This window comes from Phormidesmis priestleyi BC1401 (assembly GCF_001650195.1).
GTDB lineage: Bacteria > Cyanobacteriota > Cyanobacteriia > Leptolyngbyales > Leptolyngbyaceae > Phormidesmis_A > Phormidesmis_A priestleyi_B.
In genome coordinates this window covers 1-16,347 of sequence record NZ_LXYR01000053.1, presented here as the reverse complement: position 1 = coordinate 16,347, position 16,347 = coordinate 1, and the positions used below count along the sequence as shown (strand labels likewise).

Annotated in this window: 10 protein-coding genes; 7 read left to right on the top strand and 3 right to left on the bottom strand. The window is 50.0% G+C overall.

Annotated elements, in window-relative coordinates; genetic code table 11:
• Positions 1-5 precede the first annotated feature (5 nt).
• Positions 6-605 carry a thioredoxin family protein gene (locus A8707_RS20740; RefSeq protein WP_068819116.1) on the top strand — a complete coding sequence of 200 codons (600 nt, stop codon included), beginning with the start codon at positions 6-8 and terminating at the stop codon, positions 603-605.
• 591 nt (positions 606-1,196) lie between these two features.
• Positions 1,197-1,964, top strand: coding sequence for a hypothetical protein (locus A8707_RS20735; RefSeq protein ID WP_068819115.1), 768 nt, complete (start codon positions 1,197-1,199; stop codon positions 1,962-1,964).
• A gap of 3 nt (positions 1,965-1,967) precedes the next feature.
• On the opposite strand, the gene A8707_RS20730 is transcribed toward A8707_RS20735, so the two are convergent.
• Both A8707_RS20730 and A8707_RS20725 read right to left on the bottom strand, forming a co-directional pair.
• Entirely contained in the window at positions 1,968-2,900 is a 933-nt protein-coding gene (locus tag A8707_RS20730; RefSeq protein ID WP_068819114.1) for an FTR1 family iron permease, read from the bottom strand.
• Between the two features lie 265 nt (positions 2,901-3,165).
• Entirely contained in the window at positions 3,166-4,647 is a 1,482-nt protein-coding gene (locus A8707_RS20725; RefSeq protein WP_068819113.1) for an alpha-amylase, read from the bottom strand.
• A gap of 760 nt (positions 4,648-5,407) precedes the next feature.
• On the opposite strand from A8707_RS20725, the gene A8707_RS20715 reads away from it, so the two are divergent.
• The 5 genes from A8707_RS20715 (at position 5,408) to A8707_RS20695 (ending at position 14,641) form a co-directional block, all read left to right on the top strand.
• Complete coding sequence (locus tag A8707_RS20715; protein ID WP_068819111.1) at positions 5,408-6,223, top strand: SWIM zinc finger family protein; 816 nt, start codon at positions 5,408-5,410, stop codon at positions 6,221-6,223.
• Positions 6,224-6,459: 236 nt separating this feature from the next.
• Complete coding sequence (gene tpiA, locus A8707_RS20710) at positions 6,460-7,185, top strand: triose-phosphate isomerase (RefSeq protein WP_068819110.1); 726 nt, start codon at positions 6,460-6,462, stop codon at positions 7,183-7,185.
• A gap of 23 nt (positions 7,186-7,208) precedes the next feature.
• The gene (locus A8707_RS20705) at positions 7,209-10,877 is read left to right on the top strand and encodes a hydantoinase B/oxoprolinase family protein (protein ID WP_068819109.1); all 3,669 of its coding nucleotides are present in this window, start codon (positions 7,209-7,211) and stop codon (positions 10,875-10,877) included.
• 326 nt (positions 10,878-11,203) lie between these two features.
• Positions 11,204-12,379, top strand: a complete 1,176-nt coding sequence (locus A8707_RS20700) for an HhoA/HhoB/HtrA family serine endopeptidase (RefSeq protein WP_068819108.1) — start codon at positions 11,204-11,206, stop codon at positions 12,377-12,379.
• Between the two features lie 705 nt (positions 12,380-13,084).
• Positions 13,085-14,641, top strand: a complete 1,557-nt coding sequence (locus A8707_RS20695; RefSeq protein WP_068819107.1) for a response regulator — start codon at positions 13,085-13,087, stop codon at positions 14,639-14,641.
• A 147-nt stretch (positions 14,642-14,788) separates the two neighbouring features.
• Here the strand turns inward: A8707_RS20695 and A8707_RS20690 are convergent, their stop codons facing one another.
• Entirely contained in the window at positions 14,789-15,982 is a 1,194-nt protein-coding gene (locus tag A8707_RS20690; protein ID WP_082906445.1) for a murein hydrolase activator EnvC family protein, read from the bottom strand.
• Between the last annotated feature and the right edge of the window lie 365 nt (positions 15,983-16,347).

Here is a 16,347-nt window from a genome sequence, read left to right as displayed (position 1 = left end):
CACTCATGGCTATAGATCCATCCGCTTCTAACAGTGCACCTTTAGAAAAAGTCACCCCTGCAACTCAGTGGAGTAATCTCCTGATTGTGCTGGTTGCGATCGTGCTTACCGTCGCGATCGCAATGGGGCTAAAGACTCAAACCACATCGGTTTCTCTCGACGCAATGGCAAAAGCGGCAGTGCCCTTCGATGTTGCTCTCGCCAACAGCAAGCCAACCCTAATGGAATTTTATGCCGATTGGTGCACAAGCTGTCAGGCAATGGCTCCGACCCTGCAATCGCTCGAAGAGCAGTATGGCGATCGCGTCAATTTTGTCATGCTCAACGTCGATAACGAAAAGTGGCTCCCTGAGATTTTGAGCTATCGAGTCGATGGAATTCCGCACTTTGTCTATATGAAAGCGGGAGGAACCGCGATCGGGCAAGCGATCGGAGAGCAGCCCCGCCCGATTCTCGAAGCCAATCTAGTCGCGTTATCTGACGGCACAGAGTTGCCCTACGCTCAGACTACTGGACAAACATCGGCATTTTCGACGACCGTTGAAACCAAAGAAAGTGCCGCCGACCCACGCGGTCACGGCAGTCAAGTAGTTGACAAAGGCTAAAAACCAATCGGACTTGGGAGATGAATTAGCCCTCACCCGCAGGAGAGGGAATAAGATTTCTAGCTCTCCTGTGGGAGATGGGTTGGGGGTGAGGGTAGTTTATGGATTCAGCAACACCCGGATTTGTAGGGACGTTATAAACTTTGATTTCGCAGACTTGATATTATTAAAGAACAAGCGTACTATAATTGCTGAGAGAACACTAACTTAGACCTTGCACCAGCCTTTTTGCTGCGTTTTCGTCCCGCCCGTGAATGGAATTCCGGGCTAGCCTTGCGAAGTCCGTTGAAACGGACTGAATACCTCAAACCCTCTTGCAGTCCCTTCAGTGGACTTCGCACCGTTAGACCGTGATTTTCAATCACGGGCGGGTCTGAGCCAAAAACGACCCGATCGAACGGGGCTGATTGAGTGGGTGCAAGATCTCAGCTAATCCTTCCGAATAAATAAATCGCGAGACTCAACCCTCGCTATAAATAATAAGATGCTCAACCCGCGCAACTCTATCTACAATAACTTCAAGAGAAAATAACTCAGGGAATCAGAGACTTGAGTGCTGTTGAATTCAATTATTAAAAGGCAGATTACAGCATGTCAATTATTGCCCTCAAGGCTTGGTATCTTCAAGAATATGAGCCAATTCGAGACCTCGAAAAGCGTCCTCACGACCTGCGACTGAGCAAAAATAGTTTGTTAAAGTCCGGTCTGCGGGCAGATTTTTTAGAAGACAGCGAAGAGGTGAAAACGTCTCTCTGGTTTCAGCGCTATCTAGAAGGCGAAACCGTCGAGTTTTATATTGAGGGCAGCGGCGGCTACGCAATTTCCAACATTGACTTGCGAAGTCACGAGATCTATTTCTCAAAACAAGAAGTGATGGCGCACTTAGAGCCGACGATCTTTTTGTGCTATCAGACTGAATATTCTGAGTCGAGCGAGCTGCTGCGAGAAGAGCTAGACAAAATTATTGAATCGATTAACGGTCGATCGCGCCTCCCAATCACCCTGCAAGAATCTCATCGCCTCACCGATGGTCCGGTTCGTCTGACGAGTGCGCTGATGCGATCGATTCGGCAATGTCTATTGTTTGTGGCAGATGGCACCTCGATCGCGCAGATTCCTGGCTCACCTGCGCTGTTAATTCCTAGCCCAAAAGTCTGCGTCGAGATGGGCTACGCGCTGCAAAGTAAGCGATCGGAGCAGCTTTTGCTGACCCAAATGGAGCGATCAGATCTGCCCGGACAGTTTCCGTTTGATCTGCCGAGTCAAAACCGCCTCGTGTTTAAAGACAAAGCTCAACTGAGAAAACTGTTGCCCACCTCGATCGAGACTCAGCTTCAGCGATTTAATCTGATTTCTTAATGATCAATTTTCGGCAGGTTTACGGGTTGCGGTCAACATCGTCCAACCTGTGAGACTTTGAAGATAGATGCCGCCAACCGTCGTTAAAAACAGAACGTAAGCAATCGCTTCTGCAACATACAGGCGATCAACATAGCCAAATAACGTGTGCAAAATGATGCCGGGAAACTGGCGATCGGGCAACACGCCATGTAAATTCCAGACCAGGGAACCGAGGAAACAGGACGCTTGAGACACGCAGATAGACGCATAGCGCGAGTCAAGCTGTGCCAGCATTGCGAACGCTTTGTCAAAATGCGCTAAGGCTGAGATCACTAAGCCCGACACGATCAGCAGCAAGAAAACGCCCATCACCTGAAAGAAGACGCGCAGGTTGATTTTGATGCCCCATCTGAATAAGAGAACTCCGATCGCCGTTGCCGAAATCAATCCCGCTACTGCCCCTACCGCCGGAACCCAGCCCTGTTGAAACTTGGCAGCGATAAAGACAACGGTTTCAAATCCTTCTCGCAAAACGGCAACAAAAATGAGCCAGAAAATGCCCCATCCTGCGCCAGCGTTTGCATTAAGGGCGTTGCCGATCTCATTTTCGACTTGAGACTTAAGCGATTTTGCCTGTCGAGTCATCCAAACCAGCATCCAACTGAGAAGCCCGATCGCGACCAGTCCAAACACACCCTCTAAAAAGGGTTTTAGCACCGGGGCATAGGGCTGATCGGAGACCTCCAACGTTTGAATAGTCCAGCCAAACAACACGCCGACGAGGGCGCTCGCAAACACGCCCAGTCCGATCCCGCCATAGACCCAAGAGTTGAGCGAAGATTGACCTGCTTTGTTGAGATAAGCCATCACAATGCCGACTACAAGAGCCGCTTCGACTCCTTCTCGCAGCGTGATCACAAAGGTTGGAATGGCAGCACTAAAATCGACGGGCATAAATTAGCAGGCGATTGACAACTGCCTTTACGCTAACAGCAAATTATAGATTCTAGGATGGGGATCTGACTGGATGTGATACTTGTTTGATGTTTGAATGCGGTAAATCGTCGGTCATGGAAAAATCGGCGAGACGTTCCAACGAAACGTCTCTACAGCATTTATGGATCAATTTTATGTGATGCTTGTCGCTATAAAAGGTGATTTGCACAACACTGCAGACTATTTTTAAGCTAACGTCGAGGCGATTGATATCCAAATCAGTTTAGGATTGCTGAGGAACCCACACTGAGACCGAGCCACCGTTGCATCGAAACTCAGCCCAGCCGTCAGCATTGGTGACGATCGGGTCGGTGATCTGCTCAGTGAGGTCAATATAGGCGCGATCGGGTTGTCCGACTTCCATCCACTTGCTGCCCTCAGAGCCATTGCTCAACACTACCGCCATGCCACCGGGATGATTATCATCGCCTAAGCGCGTCCACCCGATCGTGTTGGGGTGGTCAAAATAACTGTATTGCTCGCCATATCCATAAGTCTGACGAGCAAATAGAAACTTGTCGAGTATCGATCGATGACTATCCATCCAAATTTCATACTCATTGCCGTCTTTCCCATGATCTTTATAGTGAGCGCCGTAGTAATCCCCATAGAAAATACAGGGATATCCCTCGCGGCGCAGCAAGATCAGCGCATAGGCAAGGGGCTTAAACCAAGATTCAACGATCGATTCTAGAGACTGCAACGGCTGAGAGTCATGGTTCTCAACGAGAGTAACCGCAAGACAAGGCTGTTGTTGAACCAAAGTGTTGTCTAAAATCTGGCGCATATCATAGCCGTCTCCACCAACGCTAGCAGCGTGGAAGTTGTAGTGAAGCGGCGCATCAAATAGAGCTATTTTGCCCTGAGTGACTTCGATAAAGTGATGCAAAGCTTCAGTCTCATAAGACCAGTATTCGCCAACGGCAAATAGCTCTTTTTTGACGTAGTTGCGAACGTGATCGAGCCAATCTTGAAAGAATTCTGCTGAGACGTGTTTGACCGCATCAAATCGAAAGCCATCTACGCCTGTGGTGTCCATATACCACTCGCCCCAATATTTGAGTTCTCCTCTAACTTCGGGATGCTCCATGTCTAAATCGCAGCCCATCAGATAGTCAAAGTTGCCTTTCTCCTGATCAACGTCGTCATCAAAGTGCTTGCCTTCAAGCAGAAAAACGGCGTGTTCGTCTTGTTGAAAAGCATTATAGTCGGTCGCATCAAAGTGCCACCAATGCCACTGCATCGTGGAGTATTTGCCATCGCGACCCGGAAAGGTGAAGTGCGTCCAGGATTTGATGGGCTGACAGTCACCGACGATCGCATATCGGTTTTCAGGATCAAAGGGCGTTGCTTCGGTTTCTTCTTCTGCATCTGCACCCATCTTGTGATTAAACACGAGATCGGCATACACACTCATGCCCGCATTTTGAGTAGCTTTGATCGCTTTTAAGTACTCGTTTTTCGTTCCATACTTGGTGCGGACAGAACCCTTTTGATCAAATTCACCCAAATCAAAGAGATCATAAATCCCATAGCCGACATCAAACCCGCCGCCCGTGCCTTTATAAGCTGGGGGAAGCCACAGGGAAGTGATTCCAGCTTTAGATAACTCTTCAGCATTTTCTGCAAGCTGATTCCAAAAGCTGCCATCACTGGGAATGTACCAGTGAAAGTATTGCATCATGACACCGTTGCATTCAGACATGAGAAGCTCCTAAAAGTAAATTAGAGTAATGAATTTTGCCAGGTTTACAATTGCAGTGACCGGATTGTTCACTGCTTTTCTGCAATACAAAGTTCTGTCAAAACATGGGAGTCAGAAGGTACTCAAGCTCCTAATGGCGGGTGCGACCTCCATCCGATACATTAGAAAAACCAACTACCTTTTGCTCCATCAGGGTTTTGGGTGCCTGTAAAACTGGTCAATGAATCATCAAAAGAACTGCTATGAAATCGTTTAGAAGCTTTGCCAGTAGAGAGCTTTGGTCGCTTTAGTATCAGGTAGAGGTCGCACCCCTAATGGCTGCCCTTGACGGAAGGAGTCGATTTCCTGTTTCCCTATATCTAAAGGATTTTACGGGATTTATTTAAGAGGTCCTATCTGTCTAGAGAGAAGTCTATAGGAAGTCTTCTAAGCACAGTTCACATTTTTATATCGTTGACCTCTAGCTTCAGTCAGACTCAACATCTGCCTAAGTGCAGAGGTATTCTATTCTCAATTGTCTTAGTAGATTAAAGTCCATTAGACATCCTGCATGAATCTGGACAGCCCTCCTCACGAAGTGGGGCAAGCCCTCGCCAACCCTTCTCCCTGGGGAGAAGGGAGTTAGAACCTCTTGTTCCCTCTCCTTGGGGAGAGGGCTAGGGTGAGGGCGAAGTATTTGTGCAGGAGGTCCATTTTCATACAGAATCTCGATCGCGCCTTATCTTCTATAATTTGAGGCATCCACTCCCCTAGATTGCCCATGACAGATGCCTATTCTCAACCCAGTCGTGAATGGTGGGCGCAACGCTGGATTGATGTCTTAGAGTCATTTGGCTGGACTCGACGCTTGGCGCGTGCCCGCACCTATGCCAGAGAAGGGAACGTTTTGGCGATCGATTTTCAAGGCGCTAGAGTCTCTGCCGACGTTCAGGGAACCGCTCCTGAGCCTTATCAAGTGTCGCTGTCGCTCGACCCGTTTAGCGATGAGCAATGGAGCTATGTGGTTGAGTCAATGGCAGAACGGGCGATTTTCTCGGCTAAACTGCTGGCTGGAGAAATGCCGCAAAACATTGAGGAAGTCTTTACAGCAAGCGGATTGAGCCTGTTTCCGTTTAACAAGTTTGACATTCATAGCCAGTGTTCTTGCCCCGATCCGGCAAATCCTTGTAAGCATATTGGAGCGGTTTATTATCTGCTGGGCGATCGCTTCAGCGAAGATCCGTTTGTCTTATTTCAACTGCGCGGTCGCACCAAAGAGCAGATTATCGAAGCGCTGCGACAGATGCGAAGTGCCGGGGGTGAACCGATTCATGCGGAACCTGTTGAAACTGTTCGGGCGGCGACCTCACTTAAGCTCGATCGTTTCTGGCACTATGCCGAACAGCTTGAGCCGACTTTAATTGTGATCGTCCCGCCGCCCAGCAGTGAGACGGTTTTAGACCTGTTGGGGGCGATTCCTTTAAAACCTGAGACTCCGGCTAATCAAGCGAACGCCAACGCTGCCATTGAGTATCTCAAGCCGATTTATGAAGAGGTGAGACAGCAAGCGGTACAGATTGCGATGACGACTGACTAGGCATGAATGATGTTAACTCTAATTCATTAAACTTCTTGCAAGAGTCCCTGCCCTTATCCCCAACCCTTCTCCTTGAGGAGAAGGGAGCTAGATTCAAAGTCCATCTCCCTGGGGAGAGGAATTTAGGGTGAGGGCAGGGACTTTTGCAGGAGGTCTATATCTTTCCGATTGCAAAATTGATCCCCCAAAGCCGTAGACTGAAGGATGCAATTCATCTACGTTTTAGCTGAGTACCCGTGCGAAAAATTGTTATTGCTGGCAACTGGAAAATGTATAAAACTCAGGCAGAAGCCCTGGAGTTTTTGCAGGGTTTTAAGTCTGAGTTAGACAACACACCCGACGATCGAGAGATTGTTCTGTGTGTCCCGTTTACTGATTTAGATAGTTTGTCTAAAACCTTGCACGGGAGCCGCATTCAAATTGGCGCTCAAAATGTCCACTGGGAAACGGAAGGGGCATACACGGGTGAGATTGCTGCCCCGATGCTGACAGAAGTGGGGGTGCGCTATGTGGTCGTCGGTCACAGTGAACGCAGACAATATTTTGGCGAAACGGATGAGACGGTGAATCTGCGCCTGAAAGCGGCTCAAAAAGCGGGGCTGATTCCGATCTTGTGCGTCGGTGAAACCAAACAGCAGCGAGATGCTGGAGACATTGAGTCTCACATCTTCAGCCAACTTGCAAAGGGTTTGGTGGATGTTGATCAAACGAATTTAGTGATTGCCTATGAACCGATTTGGGCGATCGGAACCGGAGACACCTGCGCCCCAGCCGAAGCCAATCGAGTTATCGGGTTGATTCGCAGCAAGTTGAGCAATCCAAACGTCCCGATTCAATATGGCGGCTCGGTCAAGCCTGACAACGTTGATGAGGTTATGGCTCAACCTGAGATTGATGGCGCGTTGGTCGGAGGCGCAAGTCTTGAAGCAAAAAGCTTTGCGCGAATTGTCAACTTCCAGTAGACGATCGGAGGTGAGCGCAAGAAATGACGACCAATCCAATCCAATCATCTGATCAGCGCTGGCAGTTTTGGATCGATCGGGGCGGCACGTTTACCGATATCGTGGCACAAACTCCAGACGGCGAGTTGGTGATTCACAAGCTGTTGTCAGAAAACCCCGATCGCTATTCAGATGCTGCGCTGCAGGGCATTCGTGAGATTTTGGGAGTCGATTCAGAAGAGTCTATTCCGTCTGAGCAGATTGCAGCCGTCAAGATGGGGACGACAGTGGCGACGAATGCTCTGCTAGAACGCAAAGGCGATCGCTGCGTGCTGCTGATTACGCAAGGGTTTCGCGACGCTCTGAGAATTGGTTATCAAAATCGCCCCAACATTTTTGCCCGTCAAATTGTGCTGCCCGAACTGCTCTATGAGCAAGTCATCGAAGTTGAGGAGCGATATAGCGCTCAGGGTGAAGTTCTCACTGCTCTTTCAATCAGCGAAGAAACGCCCTGGATAACGTCTCTCAAGTCGGCTTATGAGAGCGGAATTCGAGCCTGTGCGATCGTGTTGATGCACGGCTATCGATATCCCGATCATGAGCAGACGATTGCGACGATCGCGCGCAATATTGGCTTTACTCAGATCTCTGTGTCTCATCAAGTCAGCCCTTTAATGAAGTTGGTGAGTCGAGGCGACACCACCGTTGTTGATGCTTATTTGTCTCCAACTTTGCGGCGATATGTTGAACGAATCACAGCAGAATTAAGCGCGCATACTCAAAATTCTCCGCGACTCCTATTCATGCAATCCAACGGCGGATTGACCGATGCTCATCTCTTTCAGGGCAAAGACAGCATTTTATCGGGTCCGGCTGGGGGCATTGTTGGAGCCGTACAGACCAGCAAACAAGCAGGATTTGACAAAATTATCAGCTTTGATATGGGGGGCACCTCGACTGATGTTGCCCACTACGACGGCAGCTATGAGCGCACGTTTGAGACCGAAGTTGCAGGGGTGCGGATGCGTGCGCCGATGATGGCGATTCACACGGTTGCGGCGGGCGGCGGCTCTCTGATTAGCTTTGACGGCTCACGCTATCGAGTCGGACCTCGATCGGCAGGGGCAAGTCCGGGTCCGGCGTGCTATCGCAACGGGGGCGAGTTGACCGTCACCGATTGCAATGTCCGGGTCGGCAAGCTTCAGCCTGATTTCTTTCCAAAAGTGTTTGGGGTGAACGGCGATTTACCGCTTGATGCCGAGGTTGTGCAGCAGAAGTTTGCAGCCCTGGCGGTGGATATTCAGACTGTGAGTGGAGATCAGCGATCGCCCGAAGCAGTTGCTCAAGGATTTTTAGCGATCGCTGTTGAGAAAATGGCAAGCGCGATTAAAAAGATCTCCGTCCAGCGCGGCTATGACATCACAGACTATACGCTCTGCTGTTTTGGGGGCGCAGGAGGACAGCACGCCTGTTTAATCGCAGACGCGCTGGGAATGAAACAGATTTTTCTGCATCCCTATGCGGGTGTTTTATCGGCGTATGGCATGGGCTTGGCGGATCTGCGAGTGTTGCACGATCGGGCGATCGAAGCCGTTCTCACCGACGAGGCGTTGCCAGAGCTGACTCAAATTCTGACCGAGCTTGCTGCTGAAGGCATTGCAGAATTGCAGCGTCAGGATGTTGCAGATTCTCAGATTCAAGCAGTGTCTCAAGTCCGATTGCGCTATCGGGGAACTGACTCAGCCCTGACTGTAGATTTTGGCACTCTAGATGCAATGCTGACCCAGTTTGAGCAGGTGCATCGCCAACGGTATGGCTTTATCGACGACACCAAAGCGCTGATGGTTGAAGTCGTTTCGGTCGAAGTGATTGGCACCACGATCGCGCCGCCAGAAATCGTCATGCCCGATCGTCGCCTCACTCCGCTTGCTGCGATCACCACTGTCCCCATCTACACGCAGGGATGTTGGCACGAGTCGCCCGTTTTTCAGCGCAGTGACTTGACTCCAGGCGATCGGATTTTGGGTGCTGCTTTGATCATCGATCCAACCAGTACAACCGTGATCGAACCGAGTTGGCAAGCAGAACTCAGCGATCGCAATCACTTAGTCTTAACCCGTTCAGAAATCGTCAACCCAGAATCCAGACTTCAAACTCTAAAATCCGCTTCTCCCGATCCTGTTTGGTTAGAAATTTTCAATCATCTGTTCATGTCGATCGCCGAACAAATGGGATTCACGCTGCAAAACACAAGTTCGTCAGTCAACATCAAAGAACGGTTAGACTTCTCTTGCGCGGTCTTTGATCAACAGGGTCAACTCGTTGCCAATGCTCCTCACATTCCAGTGCATTTAGGATCGATGAGTGAGAGCGTGATTAGTTTAATGAATGCAAAAGACACACGTCTGGAATCAGGCGATGTCTACGCATTAAACAATCCCTATAACGGAGGAACTCATTTACCAGACATCACTGTGATTACGCCAGTATTCGCAGAAGAGAATCTGAAAGACAATGATTCTAAACCGCTATTCTTTGTTGCCTCTCGCGGACACCACGCCGACATTGGTGGCATGACACCCGGATCAATGCCGCCCAACAGCACGTCGATCGAGCAAGAAGGCATCTTAATCAATCACTTCAAACTGGTTGCTCAAGGACAGTTTCGATCGCAAGAGATCCTGGAATTACTCACTCATCACGCTTATCCAGCTAGAAATCCCGCTCAAAATTTGGCAGACTTAAAAGCGCAGATTGCCGCTAACGAGCGAGGCGTAAAAGAACTTCGCAGAATGACTGCTCACTTCAGCTTAGAAACCGTTCAGGCGTATATGCAGCATGTGCAAGATAATGCAGAAACCTCTGTGCAGCGCGTCATTGAGACGTTGCACGATGGCAGCTTTAGTTATCCGATGGACGATGGCTGCGAGATTTGTGTCAGCGTTCGTCTCGATCGCGCTTCACGTCGTGCCACGATCGACTTCACAGGCACTTCACCGCAACAGCCCACCAATTTCAACGCGCCTCTAGCCGTTTGCAAAGCCGCCGTTCTCTACGTGTTTCGCACTCTTGTAGACGATGACATTCCCCTCAATGCAGGCTGTCTCAAACCCCTGGATATCATTGTCCCTGAAGGATGTCTGCTCAACCCACACTATCCGGCGGCAGTTGTTGCCGGAAACGTCGAGACTTCGCAAGCCGTCACCGATGCGCTGTATGGAGCTTTGAGCGTGATGGCAGCGTCTCAAGGCACGATGAATAATTTCACCTTCGGAAACGATCGCTACCAGTATTATGAAACGATTTGCGGCGGGTCAGGAGCCAGCGCCACGTTTAACGGCACCGATGCAGTGCAAACCCACATGACCAATTCTCGTCTCACCGACCCCGAAGTTTTAGAATGGCGCTTTCCAGTGCTGCTAGACAGCTTTGCAATCCGTTCCAACAGTGGCGGCAAAGGGCTGCATTCTGGCGGCAGTGGCGTGATTCGTCGGCTGCAATTTCGAGAACCAATGACGGCAGCAATTTTGTCAGGTCATCGCAGAGTGCCCCCCTTTGGACTGCAAGGCGGCGAACCGGGACTCGTCGGCAAAAATTGGGTAGAACGACATGGCGCGATCGAGCATCTAGGAAGCAAAGCCGAAGTCACGATGCAACCAGGAGATATCTTTGTGATTGAAACGCCCGGAGGAGGAGGATTTGGCACACTTTAGACAAAATTTGAAGGAGTTCCTGATTTAGCCATACATGGGTTTTGACTACCGTATTCTCTCACTGAAGCTTCGATCGCGAGAGGGAGGTTTGTTTGAGGTAAACCTTTGATAAGACCTCCTGCGTGAATCTGGACAGCCCTCCTCACGAAGTGGGGCAAGCCTTCGCCAACCCTTCTCCCTAGAGAGAAGGGAGTTAGAACCTCTTGTTCCCTCTCCTTAGGGTGAGGGCAAAGGATTCGTGCAGGAGGCCTATAGTAGAGACACTAGCTCGATCGCATCGATATAACGTTGTGAAAAGTAGTCCCTCACGTAGTCTAAACCCGTTAATGACAGTGAAAAGAATTCTTAGACCTGCTGCGTTTTATCTAACCTTATTGACGATGAGCAATGTGGGATGTTCTGCGTTCAGAGACACCAACCAGGCTCAAGACACCCTAGTGAGCAAAGCGGCTCCGGTCTCATCAACTCAATCGGCTCCGATTAAAGCGGGTGATAATCCTGATTATGTCGCTCAAGTCGTCCAACAAACCGGACCTGCCGTTGTGCGAATCGACTCCACTCGCACGGTGCAGCAAGAAATTCAAGACCCGACGATCGGGCGACTTTTTGGTCGCCAAGCTCCTCGTCAAGTGCAGCGCGGCACTGGGTCAGGCTTCATCATGAGCGCAGATGGACAGATTGTGACCAATGCCCACGTCGTTGAAGGAGCCGACAGCGTGACCGTTGTGCTGACGGATGGGCGGCGGCTTCGGGGCGAAGTGGTTGGAGCCGATCGCGTCACCGATCTCGCCGTGGTCAAAATTAACGCTACAGGCTTACCCATCGCAAAGTTAGGAAACTCAGACACCCTGCTGCCCGGTCAAGCCGCGATCGCCATCGGCAACCCGCTCGGACTCGACAACACCGTGACTCAGGGCATCATCAGCGCTACTGGACGATCGAGCGCAGACATCGGCGTTCCGACTGAGCGAATTAACTTCATTCAAACCGACGCAGCGATCAATCCGGGCAACTCTGGCGGACCGTTGCTCAACTCGGCAGGCGAAGTGATTGGAGTCAACACCGCCATCATTCAAGGAGCGCAGGGATTAGGATTTGCTATCCCCATCAACACGGTTAAACGCATCTCGCAACAGCTTGCCACCAAAGGTCGAGTCGATCATCCCTATCTCGGCGTGCAGATGGGAGAGTTAAGCCCAGAGCTACGATCGCAGATCAATCAAAGCAGTGTTGGGTTTAAAGTCGATCGAGACTCTGGTGTGATCGTTCTGTCGGTTGCGGACAATTCTCCGGCAGCGCGTGCAGGATTGCGCCCAGGCGATGTAATTCAATCCATTAACAATGTAGCGATTCAAACTTCTCGACAGGTGCAAGAGCAGGTCGAAGCAGCGACCGTCGGCAAGCCCCTGCAAGTCACTGTCGATCGTGGAAATCGTACAGAAACGATCGCGGTCAAACCCGAACAGCTTCCTGAGCAACAAGCCGCCGATCGTCAAGGCTAAATCTTCCAGGGTTGGCTTAAAACCGTTGCAGCAAATCTTGTTTTCTTTGCAAGTCACCTAAACGCGTGAGCTACTCGGATATCAACGATCGCGCTTCAGGTCGTAACGTGAGTCACTCAGGTTGTTTCATCTGTAAGGAACGTTTAAGGTTTAGCAACTCAGGTATAAATAAATCTTTGCTGCTCAGGTCTGGTTCGTGGTAACTCAGACTCGATTGCCTGTAGCTCCGGTTCAAGGTTGGATAAGCTTTGCTTAAGCTCTTGTAGCGACGCTTTAAGCTTACTTATCAAGACAGCCTTGCAAAAGCAACGCGCTTTCTTAGGATTGTGGATTGAAGAACAGCGGTATTGGTTGGGTATGTTGAGCGATCTCAAAACGCACCAAATTCTAGGCAGTGTTTAAAAACTCTGGTCTTCGTTGCTATCCCGCCCTGAACTGAAGTTCGGGCTAGTAGTGGAAAGTCTGTTAAAACGGACTAAACGCGAGTCATTGCCTGATCTTCAGTCCGTTTCAACAGACTTTCCTAAGTTAGCCCGAACTTCAGTTCAGGGCGAGGCAGAATCGACGCGAGAGAGGTTTAAAACACGCCTTAAGCTCCTTATTTAACACGATTTTTACGTGCAAAATATTCAACTTATTTTTACTAGCCTCATAAGATCAGCATAGTTGCTTTAGTCATGCCCCGTTTTGAAGGATTGTCTGCCGATGCGAATTTTGATCGTTGAAGACGATGCGTTGATGATCCATGCGTTGACGAGCGTTCTCACAAACCAAAACTATGCCGTTGAAGTCGTCACCGATGGTCAGGCGGCGTGGGATCTGATCGAAGCCTTTGAGTATGATCTAGTGCTGCTCGATGTGATTTTGCCCAAACTGGATGGGATTAGCCTGTGTCAGCAGATTCGATCGCACGGCTACTCAATGCCGATTTTGCTCTTGACGCGGCGAGATAGCAGTCACGATAAAGCGATCGGGCTAGATGCAGGTGCCGATGATTATGTGGTCAAACCCTTTGAAGAAGAAGAACTGGTCGCCCGGATTCGAGCGCTGTTAAGACGGGGCAGCAAAGCCTCTCAGCCGATATTGGAGTGGGATGACTTAAGGCTTGACCCCAGCAGTTGCGAAGTCACCTATGCCAATAAACTGTTAGCGCTGACCCCCAAAGAATATGGGCTGCTGGAGCTATTTTTGCGAAACAGTCGGCGGGTGTTTAGCTGCGGCATGATCTTAGAGCATCTGTGGACGTATCAAGATATGCCCGGAGAAGAAGCCGTTCGGACTCATATTAAAGGACTACGGCAGAAGCTCAGAGCGGCAGGAGCAGCAGATTTTATTGAGACGGTTTATGGAATTGGATATCGACTCAAGCCCTTAGAAGAAGCGAGGGAGCGATCGACTCCTATTCAATCAGATCAGACGACGATGTTAGTCAAAATTGCAGCCGTGTGGCAGCACTTTCAAGGACAGGTAAGCCAGCAGGTTTCGGTAATCGAAGCCGCGATCGAGGCATTGTCTCAAGGCAGTGTCGATACAGAGTTGCTAGCAGCCGCGCAGCAAGAAGCTCACTCCCTCGCTGGCTCATTGGGAACGTTTGGACTTCCAGAAGGGTCGCGGTTAGCAGCTTATATTGAGACGGCTCTGAGAAAAAATGCGATCGATGCAAAGCCAGATCTGCAACAGTGGGTGAGACGGCTGCGGCAAGAAGTTTCTCAATCGCTGACTCCTTTAGAGAATGCCGAACTTGCGTCAGCGTTGCCTACGACTCAGATTCAGCGATCGAGTCAAACAGACAAAATCTTGCTCGTAGACGATGACCCCAAAATTCTGGCACTGCTGCAAACCTTGCTTCAGCCGTGGGGGTTGCAGGTGAGCACGATCGCGGACCCTCGCCAATTTTGGCAAACTCTAGAAGCCGTGTCTCCTGATCTATTGGTGCTCGATGTTGAGATGCCTTATCTCAACGGCATCGAACTCTGTAAAGTGATTCGCAATGATCCGCACTGGAGCGAGTTACCGATCGTGTTTCTGACGGTTCATAAAGATGCCGAGGTGGTGAACCAAGTGTTTACGGTCGGTGCAGATGATTTTGTTAGCAAACCGATCGTGGGTCCTGAGTTGGTGACGCGCATTGTCAACCGATTAGAGCGCAACAAACGACTTCATCGCGTGGCAAAAGCAGCCGAGTCTCAGCTCAATGAGGCACTCGCCAAGATTCAACAGCTCCAAGCAACCATTCAAGCGCTGCAAACCTCACAGGTGTAGTTAAAAGAGGAATTTCGCGTGCCCTTGCTGCAATATCAAATTGATGCCCCTCGATCGTGCGCTATGGCAACATCGGTGAGACGTTCCACCGGAACGTCTCTACAGCATCGGTTAAATCCGTCATCTGCCTATGCTTTCTGCCCTACTTTAGAAATATGCCATCGGATCGACAGGTTCGCCGTTTTGTCTGACTTCAAAGTGCAGATGAGGTCCCGTCGAGAGTCCGGTAGAGCCAACTGCGGCGATCGGCTGCCCTCGCTCGATCGCTTGCCCTTCAGAAACATACAGTCCACTGCTGTGACCATAGAGGGTGGTGATGTTGTTGCCGTGGTCGATGATGACTGCATTGCCATAGCCGCCATACCATCCAGCAAAAATCACGACCCCTCGATCAGCGGCTCGAATCGTGCTGCCATAATCGGCACCAAAATCTACGCCAGAGTGAAAGCGCTGATAGCCCAAAATCGGGTGCATTCGCCAGCCAAACCCACTCGTGATCTCACCATCATTGGGATAGCTCATTTGCCCAGTGCCCAAGACAACGATGCCATTTTTAGCGCGTTCTTGGGCAACTCGCCTTTGAATCAGCAAGCCGATGCCCTGAGAGTCTTTTTCGAGTTGGGCTTCGGCTGCTTCAAGGGCGCGGCGATCGGTCTTTAAGCGATCGACGACCTGGTTTTGATAGGTCGCCTGAGCTTCAGATTCTGATTTTTGCGCTAAAAGCTCTTGAGTGATCAGCGCAATTTGATTTTTTTGCTGCTCAACTTGAGTCTGCTGACGATCGAGACGATCAGCTTCTGATTTTAGGTTGATGAGAATCTTACGATCGGTTTTATAGACTCGCCTAAGCTGATAGCGACGATCGAGAAAATCATTCAGACTCTGACTTTGCAGCAGCACTGCCCAGCCGTGACTTTTTTGCTGACGCTGCAAAAAGCGCAGTCGAGAACCCGTGGCTGATTGTTTTTGGCGATAAGTCCGATCAGCAGAGTCTAGCGCGATTTGCAGCTTCTTAAGACGCTGAGTGGCTTTTTGCAGTTTCGCCTCATTTGCCTGAAGCTGCGCGGCTGTCACCTGAATCGTTTTGCGAATGCCTTTGAGATTGCTCTGAGCCGATTTCTCTAATTTTTGCACTCGATCGCGCTCTTTTTGCACCGCCGATCGCTGTTGGTCAATCTGCTGCTGCTGTTGCTTTAACTCGTCGAGAGAACCGCTTTCTTGAGAAAAGGCTGGGTGAGCGACCCAAATCAGACTCACTAGACACACGACTGCGACCAGAATTCGTATGCCAACTCTCAGCCGAATGGTTAACGTCTTTGTTTTGAGCAACCCAGCAAGCATTCCTCACACCCATGGCGTGGTCAAATCAGACCTCATTAGACCACAGATTAGAAAAGCAGCTCACAAATCAAGGCTAAAGTCCTTCGCTGCGCTGTTCGTGGATTTCGACTTCGCTCAACCCACTAGATACTCAACCACTAGATAGCTAATGAGATCTGAGTGAAGTCGAAGCCCGGTTGGTTAAGACTCTCTTGAACCTCGATTCCCTTAGAAATAAGGATTTATTAACGTGCGATTCGTCGAGTTGCCCCCTAAATCCCCCAGTCTGGGGCAGGGCTAGTTTATTGAGAAGAGAAAAAACAGAATAGAGGGGTTGTTTCTCGTCTTACCTTGCCATGAGTTTGATTGAGCATCTGAAGCAAGTG

Bases quoted from the DNA above. Each gene is read 5' to 3' on its own strand.
- A8707_RS20740 (WP_068819116.1), top strand. From the start codon at position 6: ATGGCTATAGATCCATCCGCTTCTAACAGTGCACCTTTAGAAAAAGTC.
- A8707_RS20735 (WP_068819115.1), top strand. From the start codon at position 1,197: ATGTCAATTATTGCCCTCAAGGCTTGGTATCTTCAAGAATATGAGCCA.
- A8707_RS20730 (WP_068819114.1), bottom strand. From the start codon at position 2,900: ATGCCCGTCGATTTTAGTGCTGCCATTCCAACCTTTGTGATCACGCTG.
- A8707_RS20725 (WP_068819113.1), bottom strand. From the start codon at position 4,647: ATGTCTGAATGCAACGGTGTCATGATGCAATACTTTCACTGGTACATT.
- A8707_RS20715 (WP_068819111.1), top strand. From the start codon at position 5,408: ATGACAGATGCCTATTCTCAACCCAGTCGTGAATGGTGGGCGCAACGC.
- A8707_RS20705 (WP_068819109.1), top strand. From the start codon at position 7,209: ATGACGACCAATCCAATCCAATCATCTGATCAGCGCTGGCAGTTTTGG.
- A8707_RS20700 (WP_068819108.1), top strand. From the start codon at position 11,204: ATGACAGTGAAAAGAATTCTTAGACCTGCTGCGTTTTATCTAACCTTA.
- A8707_RS20695 (WP_068819107.1), top strand. From the start codon at position 13,085: ATGCGAATTTTGATCGTTGAAGACGATGCGTTGATGATCCATGCGTTG.
- A8707_RS20690 (WP_082906445.1), bottom strand. From the start codon at position 15,982: ATGCTTGCTGGGTTGCTCAAAACAAAGACGTTAACCATTCGGCTGAGA.